Source organism: Prevotella conceptionensis 9403948 (assembly GCF_000312305.1).
GTDB classification, from domain to species: Bacteria; Bacteroidota; Bacteroidia; order Bacteroidales; family Bacteroidaceae; genus Prevotella; species Prevotella conceptionensis.
In genome coordinates this window covers 154,661-167,834 of the sequence record NZ_HE999443.1, presented here as the reverse complement: position 1 = coordinate 167,834, position 13,174 = coordinate 154,661, and the positions used below count along the sequence as shown (strand labels likewise).

Annotated in this window: 8 protein-coding genes and 1 pseudogene; 6 read left to right on the top strand and 3 right to left on the bottom strand. The window is 44.0% G+C overall.

The window, feature by feature from the left end; genetic code table 11:
- Positions 1-2: 2 nt before the first annotated feature.
- Positions 3-2,822: a M16 family metallopeptidase gene (locus tag BN93_RS00540; RefSeq protein WP_044259303.1), complete on the top strand. Its 2,820-nt coding sequence runs from the start codon at positions 3-5 to the stop codon at positions 2,820-2,822.
- Between the two features lie 333 nt (positions 2,823-3,155).
- Positions 3,156-4,061 carry an IS982 family transposase gene (locus tag BN93_RS00535; RefSeq protein WP_019186403.1) on the top strand — a complete coding sequence of 302 codons (906 nt, stop codon included), beginning with the start codon at positions 3,156-3,158 and terminating at the stop codon, positions 4,059-4,061.
- 16 nt (positions 4,062-4,077) lie between these two features.
- Here the strand turns inward: BN93_RS00535 and BN93_RS00530 are convergent, their stop codons facing one another.
- Positions 4,078-5,013, bottom strand: a complete 936-nt coding sequence (locus BN93_RS00530; RefSeq protein WP_019186402.1) for an AraC family transcriptional regulator — start codon at positions 5,011-5,013, stop codon at positions 4,078-4,080.
- Positions 5,014-5,172: 159 nt separating this feature from the next.
- Here BN93_RS00530 and BN93_RS00525 point away from each other — a divergent pair, with 159 nt between their 5' ends.
- The gene (locus tag BN93_RS00525) at positions 5,173-6,372 is read left to right on the top strand and encodes an MFS transporter (protein ID WP_019186401.1); all 1,200 of its coding nucleotides are present in this window, start codon (positions 5,173-5,175) and stop codon (positions 6,370-6,372) included.
- A 958-nt stretch (positions 6,373-7,330) separates the two neighbouring features.
- Positions 7,331-8,202 (top strand): annotated as a pseudogene (locus BN93_RS18965) (IS982 family transposase).
- A gap of 90 nt (positions 8,203-8,292) precedes the next feature.
- Here the strand turns inward: BN93_RS18965 and BN93_RS00515 are convergent.
- A complete protein-coding gene (locus BN93_RS00515; protein WP_044259479.1) occupies positions 8,293-9,114 on the bottom strand; it encodes a DNA alkylation repair protein in 822 nt (273 codons plus the stop codon).
- A 1,664-nt stretch (positions 9,115-10,778) separates the two neighbouring features.
- Between BN93_RS00515 and BN93_RS00510 the strand changes: the two genes are divergently transcribed.
- Positions 10,779-11,141 (top strand): hypothetical protein, encoded by a 363-nt coding sequence (locus BN93_RS00510; protein ID WP_198007480.1) that lies wholly within the window; start codon positions 10,779-10,781, stop codon positions 11,139-11,141.
- Positions 11,138-11,977, top strand: coding sequence for a pepsin/retropepsin-like aspartic protease family protein (locus BN93_RS00505; RefSeq protein ID WP_019186396.1), 840 nt, complete (start codon positions 11,138-11,140; stop codon positions 11,975-11,977). Before BN93_RS00510 ends, BN93_RS00505 begins: the two co-directional genes overlap by 4 nt.
- 305 nt (positions 11,978-12,282) lie before the next feature.
- Here BN93_RS00505 and BN93_RS00500 read toward each other — a convergent pair.
- A partial coding sequence (locus BN93_RS00500) for a M16 family metallopeptidase (protein ID WP_044259297.1) occupies positions 12,283-13,174 on the bottom strand: 892 nt, incomplete at its 5' end.

The following is a 13,174-nucleotide window of genomic DNA, read 5'->3' as shown; positions in this document are numbered from 1 at the left end:
ATATGCAAACAAGATTTCTAAGGCAAGTAAGCCTTTTATTACTCTTTCTGCCAACCCTTTTGTTGGCACAGCCCCTCAAAAACGATGCTGCCTATCGTACGGGCAAGCTTAAAAATGGCCTAACATACTTTGTTCGGCACAACGCCAAAGAGCCAGGCGTGGCCGATTTCTACATCGCACAGCGCGTGGGTAGCATCCTCGAAGAGCCACGCCAGCGCGGATTAGCCCACTTCTTAGAGCACATGGCCTTCAACGGAACCAAGCATTTCCGCAACGATGGCACTTCTCCGGGCATCGTTCCGTGGTGCGAAACCATCGGCGTGAAGTTTGGAACCAACCTCAATGCCTACACCAGCATCGACGAAACGGTGTACAACATCTCGCAAGTGCCGCTGAAACGTTCGTCCGTGGTCGACTCGGTGCTGCTCATCCTCCACGATTGGAGCCACTACTTGCTGCTGCAAGATAAGGAGATAGACAAAGAACGCGGCGTAATACACGAAGAATGGCGCACGCGCAGGGCGAAAATGGCCTCGCAACGCATGTACGAAAAGCTGCAACCCACCATCTTTAAGGGCTCTAAATACGAAGACTGCATGCCCATTGGCTCGATGGACATCGTTGACAACTTTCCCTATCAAGACCTCAAAGACTATTACAACAAGTGGTATCGCCCCGACTTGCAAGCCATTGTGGTAGTGGGCGACATCGACGTAAACGCCATCGAGGCCAAAATTAAGCAGCTGTTCTCTACCATTCCCATGCCCAAAAATCCCGCCAAGCGCACCTGTTACCCCGTGCCCGACAACAAACGCATGATTGTGGCCGTAGAAAAGGATAGCGAACAGCCCATTGTTTTGGCGGGTCTTCACATGAAACATCCCGCCACGCCTTTTGCACAGAAAGGCCAAACCGCCTATGTGCGCGACGGATACATAGAAAACCTCATTACAGCCATGCTTAGCGAGCGGCTTACCGCCCTCAAACAGATCAACCCTTCGCCCGTGCTCAGTGCCTCGGCGCGTACAGGTAGCTTCCTCGTTGCCCAGACAAAAGAGGCTTTCAGCCTGTCGTTTGGCTGTAAAGAAGACAACATACGCGGTTCGTTTCGTGCCGTTATCGGCGAAACCGAACGCGCACGCCGCTTTGGTCTTACCGCAACCGAACTGCAACGAGCCAAAGCCGATGCGCTGCAACGTGCCCAAACGCGCTTTGCCGAACGCAACGAACGTAGTAATCGCACGCTGGCCATGCAGGCCGTTCGCCATTTTCTCTCGTCCGAACCCCTGCTAACGCCCGAAGAAAGGCTTGCCCTTACCAAGCGTTTCGATGCCGAAGTGTCGCTCAAAGAGGTGAACGAGGCCGCCCGAAAGCTCATTTCTGACCAAAATCAAGTGCTAACGGTGCTTGCTCCGCAAAAGGCAGGCTTTACATTGCCCAGCAATCAAGAACTGGAACAATACGTTTTGCAGGCACAAGCCGACAATAGCTACCAGCCATACAAGGAAGAGCCCCTGCCCACAACCCTCATCGAGCATGCGCCCAAGGCCGGAACGATTGTGAGCGAGCAGCCTTACGGACACTTCGGCGTTACAAAGCTTGTGCTCAGCAACGGCATCGAGGTGTATGTTAAGCCCACCAACTTCGCCGCCTACCAAATAACCATGCGCCTTTGGGGCGAAGGCGGGCTCTCGCTTTGTCCCGAAACCGATGCCCCCAACTTCTCTTTCCTGCCCAATGCCATCGTTGACGGCGGTGTGGGCGCATTCTCGGCCGACCGCTTAGACAAGATGCTGGCAGGCAAACATGTGCGTGTTTCGCCCTATGTTGGTCAAGAAACGCAGGGTGTCAGCGGACAATCTAACCGCAAAGACCTAGCCACGATGTTCCAATTGGCTTATCTTTACTTCACCGCTCCGCGAACAGACACCACCGCTTTTGCCACCAGCATCGACCGCAGGCGGGCCATGTTGAGGAACAGAAACGCCAATCCGCAGGTAGAATACAACGACTCGCTCTCGCTCATTGCCTATGGCCGCAACGAACGCACCGCCCCGTTGACCCTCGAACGCCTCAACAAGGTGAACTATCAGCGCATTATGCAACTCTATCGCGAACGCTTTGCCGATGCCACGGGCTTTAAGATGTTGCTTGTGGGCAACGTAAACATCGACTCGCTTCGCCCACTTCTCTGCCAATATGTGGCCTCGTTGCCGGCAGCAGGGCGCAAAGAGAGCTTTGCCAACAACCTTCCAGAGGTGCGCAACGTTAACGAAACGCATGTCTTCACCAAGAAGATGAACACGCCATCGGCACTTGTCACCATCATCTACACTTTCGACTTGCCCTATACACCCAAGTCTAACTTGGCTCTCGATGCCCTTCGTCGCGTGCTTACCATCGCTTTTACCGATAGCATTCGCGAAGAGAAAGGCGGTGCCTATGGCGTGGGTGTGCAAGGCGAACTCGACTGCAACAGTCGTCCCAACTCGTTGTTGAAGATTGGTTTCCGAACTGGTCCTGAAAAGTACGCCGCACTGATGCCCATCGTGTATCGTCAGTTGGCACACGTGGCGCAAGGGCGCATCAATCCCGAAAGCATCCGCAAGATTAAGGCTTACTTAAAGAAAGCTCACCAACAAGAAACGCTTGTCAACGACTATTGGAACGACATTGTGTACCAACACCTGCGCTACGGCATTGACCTGCACACAGATTACGAGGCATTGGTAGACCAACTTACGGCTGCCGACATACAGCAGGTGGCGCAAGCTATTATCAAGAGTAACCGAAGGATTGAGATAACTATGAAGTCGGAGTAAAGGAAGAGCCTCACCCCCCAGAGCCTACTGGCCCACTCCCGACCCCTCTCGGCCTCACCCCCAGCCCCTCTCCAAGGGGAGAGGGGAGTGAAATGCCTTGTTTATTACACCCTTATTAGCGGGTCAATGGGTTAACTTGTTAACTCGTTGACCCGTTTTATAGTCAACTAGCCAACCCCTAGGTTTGTTAACTCGTCAATCAATAGGCCACTAAACAACTCGTTAACTTAACGTGAGTTCGACGAATTATAAGTGTCTATAAATTTGGTGATTAGCGAAATTTGTTGTAACTTTAAAGAACTAATATACAAACAGTTACAAACAAAAAACGCTATGATCACCGAGGACAAAGCTACTGAAATATTTTGTATGGTAGATGACTTCTGCAAGTTTTTTGATGCAATGACAGCTAAATATACGCTAAAACCTACAGGAAAAAGGAAATATCATCGAAATTCTACAATGTCAAAGGCAGAAGTTATGCTGATAATGATTCTTTTCCACGGTTCTGGTTATCGTTGCTTCAAACATTTCTATCTTGAAAAAGTATGCAAGCAGCTTCGCCATCTGTTTCCAAAAGTTGTTTCTTATAACCGTATAGTAGAATTGGAAAGGGATGCAGCCGTACCCTTAACCTTGTTTATCAAGAAGTTCATGCTGGGCAAATGCACGGGTATAAGCTTTGTTGATAGCACACCACTGCGTGTCTGCAAAAACCAAAGAATACATATTCATAAGGTTTTCAAAGGCATAGCTCAAAGAGGAAAATGTTCTATGGGTTGGTTCTTTGGCTTCAAGTTGCATTTGATTTGCAATGAGAAAGGAGAACTTCTCAACTTTATGATAACGCCAGGAAATATTGATGACCGTAAGCCTTTGGAGTACAAAGCATTCATAGATTTTATATATGGTAAGCTATTTGGTGACGAGGGCTACATCGGTAAGAACCTCTTTCAAGGGCTTTTCGTTGACGGAATACAGCTTATTACCAAGTTGAAAAGTAACATGAAAGGAGCGTTAATAAGCGTTTCAGACAGACTTTTACTCAGAAAAAGAGCCATTATAGAGACGGTGAATGATGAACTAAAGAACATTGCGCAGGTGGAACACTCCAGACATAGATGCTTTGACAATTTCATCGTCAACCTATTAGGAGCAATTGCTGCCTATTGCCTGTTTCCAAAGAAGCCGTGCATCAATGTACAAAGGACCATTGACACACAGCTTGCATTGTTCTGAATTCGTCGAACTCACGTTATTTACTATGTGTTGAGTCTTGCGTCGAACCAATTGTTATATTCATATGGTTGCTGATTTTCTCAGCGTTAATGTGTTGTCTGTATTCATTTGGGGTTAGATGCATCTCTCTTAAGAATTGTTCGTAAAACAGTGTTGGTGTATTGTATCCCGAGTTAAAAGCCACTTCATTGACCGTAAGGTTCGAATGAGTTAGTAATTTACAAGCATATTCAATGCGTATATTGGCAAGTACTTGGAATATACTCTTGTTGGTACATTTCTTAAAATATCGGCAAAGTGACGTCGGATTCTGACCAACAAAGTCAGCAAGTTCCGCGAGAACAATCTTCTTCTGGAAGTTATTATATAAATAGGTGAATACCTTGTCAATGGCAGTATCGGTATTAGGAGCTTTGTAATGGCTGAATGCTATTGGTGATAATAGCTTTGTTTGTGAACAGTTATATAATCTTTCGAGAATCTCATACAAAGCAATCAGACGCCTTGTATAGGACTGTGAATCGAACAAAGATAACCTTGAGAGGAGGTCCTCATATAATCCTTCATCATAGAAACGTATGCCATACTGGCTTTTCGATAGCAAATCAGCAATATGTTCATAGTCTGGTAGGTTAAGAATATCGGGTGGAAACATGTCTGGACAGAACTGTATTGTTTCACTTGTACTATGTTCCATAGCTTCTGTCTCTTGGCTATTTCCCATTCTACTTTTGCATAAATGCAGATGGGGAATATTACTTCCGATAAGTGCAACGTCGCCCTTTTTGTAGTCAGCAACCCCCTCTCCAACAAATTCAGTCCCACTTCCGCTGGTAAACAGGATGAGTTCATATTCGGAATGTCTATGAAATGGTAGATTAAACTCAGTGTATGTAATGTGACTGCACCTGGTTTGCACATTATGTACTATCTTTCTATCAAGTATTACCATCTTTTTCTGCAAATGTAAATATAGTCTATAACAACGCAAAGATAGTGAATATTATTGTTAAAAACAAGTTGTACCTTTGTAATATCAAGATAACTGTAGTCAAAAAAAAGCGGATTTTTAAAACATAACAATTAATTTTTAATTCAAAAAAGATTCTCTATGAAAGAAAAAAACAACTTCATTATACCAATGCTTTTCCTTGCTTTCATGTTCTTTACTTGTGGCTTTGCATTGGGAATCAATTCCTTATTAGTACCAGTATTGAAGGTTTCGCTAAGCGTTTCGTCCACAGAAGCCTATATGCTTATAGGTGCTACGTTCTTACCATTCCTTATCTTTGGTTATCCTGCAGGCTTATTGATAAGTAAAATTGGGTATAAGCGTACGATGGCTACGGCTTTTGCCATGTTTGCTATAGCCTTCGGAGTGTTTATTCTCTCTGCAGCTGAAAGGAGTTTCATTATCTTTTTATTGGCATCTTTCCTTTGTGGAACAGCTAATACGTTCCTACAATCTGCTATAAATCCTTATGTAACAATCCTTGGACCAACGGAGAGTGCAGCAAAAAGAATCTCTATTATGGGCATGATAAACAAGTTAGCATGGCCTGTATCACCTTTGTTTATTGCTCTTTTTGCAAGTAATAGTGGAGGTGTTGGCTTGGAAGATCTTGACAAACCGTTCTTGGTTATAATCTGCTTATTTGTAATCTTAGGTGTCGTAGCACTCATATCACCATTGCCAGAGGTGAAAGCTGCTGGAGAAGACGACGCCGATGCAGATTCAGCAGTGTCCGACTACGCAAACAGTAAGCATTCTGTCTTCCAGTTCCCACATCTTGTTCTTGGAGCAATTGCCATATTCTTTTATGTTGGTTCAGAGACCATCGTCTTGGGTACACTTATAGATTATGCAAGTGAATTAGGTCTTCCTCATCCTCATATGTACTCATGGATTACCCCAATCAGCATCAGTATAGGATATATCGCAGGTATTATTCTTATTCCTAAGCATCTTTCACAGACGAAAGCCTTACAGATCTGTTCCTTCGTTGCACTGTTTGGAACGCTACTTGTATTGTTACTCCCGGGTGTTTATAGTATTTATGCTGTAGGTATCATGGCATTAGGCTGCTCATTGATGTGGCCCGCATTCTGGCCTTTGGCTCTTATGGACTTGGGTAAATATACCAAGGAAGGCTCATCACTAATGACAATGGGACTTATCGGTGGTGCTGTTATCACTGTGTTGTTCGGACTTATTAAGGATGTTAGCAACATTCAATATGCGTATGGGATCTGTTTTGTCAGCTTCTCTTATATCCTTTTCTATGCATTCAAGGGCTATAAGTTGAGATAAGAACTTCTTCCTCTATAGCATAAGCATATCGGTAATCTATTTGAGAAGTGATATAAGTTGAATTGAAAACTTCTCCTTCTACAGCTCGTGAAGCTCTTTGTCCTTTTTAAAGGAGGACATAGAGCGTGCGAGCTGAATCTATTAAGTAGGCTCTCAGCTTACTGTATATCCATCATGGTCCATATTATTGGTCATGGTTCTGTCGCTGAAACACAATTAATTCTTTGTAAACTGTCGTTGGAGCGTTAAAAAATCACCGACTGAAAGACACATTTTTGATTGCCAATCCCGCCGTTTCTTTCGTCTTCTTCACGTCCGTTCCTCAGTCTGTTCACCCACCTTTTGAATCGGTAAAGCCGCTACCCTGATGACAAAGCGCACTGACCTTACCTTGAAAAACACAACGGAACGAACAGTAACAAAAATCCTTACACTTCTCACTTCGCTATCTTTCACTTTCCCTACCATATCCCTTCTTTATCACCTTTGTAACCTTCAAGATATCAATAGGTTACAAACGGGCTTGTAAAAGGTGCCCTTTTACATTCTAAAAGATGCCCTTTTGCACATCAAAAGGGCATCTTTTAGAACACAAAAGGTCGTAGATTAAAAAGCAGATGGGAATAATCTTTACATCTGAACAGTCCTTCCCTCCCTCCGTTCTGTCCTAATGCGAGGAGAGAAAGCGCAGAGATTCCCTAAAAAACAGCTGTTATGAGCGTGTAAATCTTTATATTAAGATTAATGTTCTCACTACTGATGGTATCCGCGTAAAGCCTCTTATAGATTGCAGTCTCTCTTGTTTTTGCTTTTATGTTACCGTGATCTCGACGAATTATAAGTGTCTATGGATTTGGTGATTAGTGAAATTCGTTGTAGCATTAAGGGGCTAATATACAAACAGTTATAAATAAAAACCGTAATAATCACCTATGGAGGAGTTACTGAAATATTTTGTATGGTAGTCGATTCCTGCAAGTTTTTTTGATGTAATGACGGCAAAATATACGCTAAAACCTACTGGAAAAAGAAAATATCATCGAAATTCTACAATGTCAAAGGCAGAAGTTATGCTGATAATGATCCTTTTTCCACGATTCTGGTTATCGTTGCTTCAAACATTTCTATCTTGAAAAAGTATGCAAGCAGCTTCGCCATCTGTTTCCAAAAGTTGTTTCTTATAACCGTATAGTAGAATTGGAAAGGGATGTAGTTATACCCTTAACCTTGTTTATCAAGAAGGTCCTGTTGGGCAAATGCACGGGTATAAGTTTCGTTGACAGCACACCACTGCGAGTCTGCAAAAACTAAAGAATACATATTCATAAGGTTTTCAAAGGCATAGCTCAAAGAGGAAAATGCTCTATGGATTGGTTCTTTGGCTTCAAGTTGCATTTGATTTGCAATGAGAAAGGAGAACTTCTCAACTTTATGATAACGCCAGGAGATATTGATGATCGTAAGCCTTTGGAGTACAAAGCATTCATAGATTTGATATATGGTAAGCTATTCGGTGATAAAGGCTACATCGGCAAGAACCTCTTTCAAAGGCTTTTCGTTGACGGAATACAGCTTATTACCAAATTGAAAAGTAACATGAAAGGAGCGTTAATGAGTGTTTCAGACAGACTTTTACTCAGAAAAAGAGCCATTATTGAAACGGTGAATGACGAACTTAAGAACATTGCGCAGGTGGAACACTCCAGACATAGATGCTTTGACAATTTCATCGTCAACTTATTAGGGACAATTGCTGCCTATTGCCTGTTTCCAAAGAAGCCATGCATCAATGTACAAAGAACCATTGACACACAGCTTGCATTGTTCTGAATTCGTCGAACTCACGTTAACTTATTATTGCTGTCTGCTAAAAGTTTAGAAACGGCAAGTATGGTGTTTAGTTCGCCGATAAAAGGTAAATTACTTACCCTTTATGCTGCGCGTGGCTTTCTTGATGATGTATTGTGTTTCTTTTATTGGGCTTTCCTTTTCCCAACGCTCACACACAGCCGCAACAAAGTCAGGACGGCTCTTGCTCGCATCGTTTAGCCAGTTTCCCACACTGTCCTGCACATATCTAGAAGGGTCGGCCCTAAGTTTCTCCAACACGGGCAAGTATATTTCAGGTGTCTCTTTCAGCGCTTCTATGTGCGTACACCAAACACCACGCGGGCGTAGTGCTTCACAACCGAAACGCCGTATATTGGCATTGTCACTCTCTGCCCATTCTTCCATCAGCGGAATACAGATGTTCAGGTTATCACTCATCTCCGGTCTTAATGCCATCCAAACCACTTCACGAACACCAAAATGATGGTCGGCCACCAATGGTTTCAGCAAACTAAGTTTATCAATCAAGGGGATAGCAGAATTAATAGCCACAAAATAGCAGGCATAGCAGCGCACCGAGTCAGACAAGTGTGTACTTAATTGTTGGAAGAGCGTTGCATACTGAGATGTGTTTGCATACTTTGCATGCAAAAGCGAACCAACCACTTTAATCACATTCATCGTTGAAGGTTTCTTTTGGCGACTTATTTCTACAACAATTTCATTTACCATTGTGGCATCAATGCCCATTGAGGGAAAGACACGCTTTACCATTTGCGAATGGTCTACGGCCAACCATTCGGTTAGATTTACCGTTGGTATCTTGCCGGCATTAAGTAGTGCGAGCACATCATGGGGAATTTCGGTAACCTTTTGTACTCCTTTTCTTGCTAGTATTTCTTGAATGTTCATGTTGTTGATAATGGGGCTACATTGAAAAAGAAAGGGATAATTGGCCTTCGGTTTACTTATCACGCGGCATTTACCCATGTATGGTTGCAGCCAATGTCCTTATATTGATTACAGCGGTAAAGTTACTGCCTTTTCTGCAATAATCGTACTCATTGCATTTATTATTCGTTGCAAACATTTGGTTGGTAGATATGGCGGCATCGAAAGTAACTTATGAACATGTAAGGCCATAAACCCCACAATCAGGACAACCCACTAAATCATAACACCCGCTAACCAACAACCTTAAAACTATACGCTATATTTTACAAAACACACCCCGTTCGTCACCCCATTCTAGCGAAAACAAAGCACTAAAACCATGCAATTAGCCGCTTTTTTCAGCCTCACTTCTTTTATTTTTACGCCCATTTTACGCCCACAACCTGTATTTTGCACCATTTAGCCTTTCTATTTGGCTGCCCACTCGCCATTTTTTCGCTCCCATTTTCCTGCATTTAGCCACTAAAACCCCACTTTCTAACGGCCATTTCGCCCTTTTTAGCCATGTGTGTCATGGCTCTAACAGCTTTTATTTATACAATTGATATGGATATTTATGCCTTTCGTCTTGCGTTTAGCAGCAAAACGCACTGCATTTAGCACCATTTTACCTTGCGTTTAGCGGCATTTTAGCTTGCATTTAGCACCAAAACGCACTGCGTTTAGCGGCATATTGCACTACGTTTAGCACCATATTGCACTATATTTTGCTGCAAAAGGCCCAAAAACTGCTGCAAGTGGCGTTTTAATTAAATAAATATCCATCTTGCCGCATTCGCAAACCACCCCCTTTTTGTACCAAAACAAACCTCCGCGAGAATCGATTATTTGCGCCTTGGTGCGCGATTGGTTGAAAAAATCGCAGCCATAATGTTAAAATTCTTGCTGAAAAATGGACGGGAGAAGGTTGGTTAACGAGTTGACGATTTGACGTGAAATTGAGTAGTTAACGAGTTAATAAGTTGATGGTTTTACGTGAGATTGAGTAGTTGACGAGTTAATAAGTTGATGGGTTGATGTGAGATTGAGTAGTTAACGAGTTAATAAGTTGATGGGTTGATGTGAAATTGAGTAGTTAACGAGTTAACCAGTTGATGGGTTGACGTGAGATTGAGTAGTTAACGAGTTAATAAGTTGACGGGTTGATGTGAAATTGAGTAGTTAACGAGTTAACCTGTTGACGAGTTAACCCGTAACAGGCGTACAACAAGCAAGGCATACCACTCCCCTCTCCCCTTGGAGAGGGGCTGGGGGTGAGGCCGGTAGGGGTTGTTGTTGGAGCCGGTAGGGGTTGTTGTGGTTGCGGTCTTTTTCACCTCTTCCCTTTCAATGCACGCATTATCTTATATGAATAAACCCAATAAAAGCAAAACTTTTTAGGCGTTATATTTGGTAAGTTTCTTTTTATCTTATACTTTTGCAATATCTTACCGCCTATGTATAGGCATTTATTCACATTAATAATCAAACCATTATGAGCGTGTAACATGCCCCCTCTAACAGAGGATGAACTTTAAAACATTTATGGAGGAAGTTTATTTGGCACTATTTTATTAAGTGGCTGATGGCTCATTTCTTCCATGAAAAAACAGACGAGCATAGCAATGAATCACTCAACACACATGAATCTACCGATATACACATGGCCGATACAAAGTTTGGTATATAAACTAAAACGCACGAGGGTTCTTTTCCTTGGGGCTGCAATTACTATTTCTGCCACATCTTTTGCACAGAAGAATGTGATAGAGAATGTTGCCAAAAGGGATTCGGTATGTCGGAAAGAGCAGAAAGCCCTTTCCGACACAACAGCATGCTACCTTTACTTACGTTTTCAAGGCTTTTCGCCCCTCATTCTTAAACGTAAGGAACAAGAAAAACGTCTCAACCCCAAAGCGTTAAGTTGGCCAAAATTCGACCCAGACAAAGAGAAATTCAACAACTTGCAACTTATAAACATCCTAGGCGAACACTTGTTAAGATGAAGAAGGTGCTATTCTCAGTTTTAAGTATGCTGTTTTTCAGTCTGTGTACTTACGGGCAAGCAGAATTGAAAGAGAAAGACAGCTTACTATACACATCAGTAGAAGTGTATAGCCACAAGATGCAAACAGTGGCCGCGCTAGTAGACACAGGATGCAGCTTATGTGTAGTAGATTCCACTTTTGCAAAAGACTCATTGGGAATAGCTCTGCCCGACAAACTAAAACTAATGGTAAACTCACGCGACAACCGAATGCCCACTTGCGTTGTAGATTCCGTTCTTTTTTGCGGTAAAACCTATCGCCAAGTGCTTTGCATCATTATCAACCTAAAAGACAAGTTCAAAAGGTTTGCGCCTGATTTCATTCTTGGGGCTGATATTCTGAGAGATAGGCCATTGCGTTTTGACTATGATACAAAGACTATCTCTCCCTATCTAGGTAATAATAATGGAGGGATAGTGCTTAAATGGAAAGATAGCCATAAGTTTACTGATATTCCTATGAACTTTATTGTGTTTGAAACGCGCATACAAGGGCAACATGTGCGCCTTGTCTTCGACACAGGCAGTAGGAACAACAAACTTCCTAACGACATTCGCATTGCACCATCAGGAACAATACAGAAAGAAACGGCGAATGTAAGTCAACAACTTACCATCAAACAGGTTCGCCAATATAAGGGGGTTACCTTTGGTTTAGGCAAACAAACTATCGCTCTCGACTTTATTGAGGGCGAAGACAAATATGGTTTACTCAGCTTGAATTTCTTAAAAGGCCACTCGTTTATCCTAAACTATAAAGGGAAGAAACTCGAAATACTTGCACCTAGTTTGTAGGGATGTGCTAAAAACAGACTAAAGTTCAATCGCTATTGCTTGTACCCCTTTCCATTGTAACAAGTTAACAAGCAGACAAGTTGACGGAAGATAGAGTAGTTAACGAATTAACAAGTTGGCGAGTTAACCCGTAACAAGCGTACAACAAGCAAGGCATTTCACTCCCCTCTCCCCTTGGAGAGGGGTTGGGGGTGAGGCTGGTAGATAACCAGTTGACGAGTTAACCTGTAACAGGCGTACAACAAGCAAAGCATATCACTCCCCTCTCCCCTTGGAGAGGGGCTGGGGGTGAGGCTTTTTTTATTTCACTCCGGCATCATCACCACTTCAACCCTATTCCCTTGCGCCATTAATTGTTGTGCAACAAACTGTTGCAGACGTTGGGGCGTGATGTTTTGCAGCTCGATGAGATAGTTGGTATGGATGTCGATGCCCTGTTGCGCCCATGTTTGCACAGCTCGTAGCCACGTGCTGTTTTGCTTTGTGCGTTCTTCAAAGCGTTTGGCGAGGTGGCGTTTCACGTTTTCGAGCAGCGTGGGGTCGATGTTACGAGCCATGTTTTCGGCCTCGTCGCGCATCGCTTTGAGGGTGCTATCAACCAATTCGGGTTTCATTGGGCAGATGCCATATAGCTTTAAGTAGGTGGTGTTCACGTCGGTTGCGAGGGTACAAGAGGCATCGGTGCTGTAAGCCGCGCCCATTTCTTCGCGTATTCGCTGAGTGTAACGCATGCTAAGCAGCTGACCCACGGCCTCGGCCATCACGATATTGGCCAACGTATAGGGCGTGCCCTTAGCCCACCAAACGATGTAGGCGTTGGCTTTGGGCGTGGTCATGGCGTGGCGGAAGTGGTTACAAACAATGCCGGGGGCATAGGTTTGCACACTGCGCAGCGTGCCAACGAGGGATGTTTCGTTGTTGGGAGCGGTGGTAGTGGTGGGCGCGGTGGAGCCTTGCGCTGCCTGATGGTGGGGCGAAGGCTCGTTGATAAGGGCTGGTTGCCATGGAGCGAACAGGGGTTTGCTTGCAGGCAACGAGCCGATGTAACGGCAAACGAGGGCGAGAAGACTGTCGCGTTGGAAGTTGCCAACGAAAACAAAGGTGAAGTTTGCAGCATTGGCCATGCCTTGACGCGCCAAGGTGAGAATGCGATTGGGGTCTACATGGTCGAGATCGGCTAGCGTGTTGTTGGCGAAA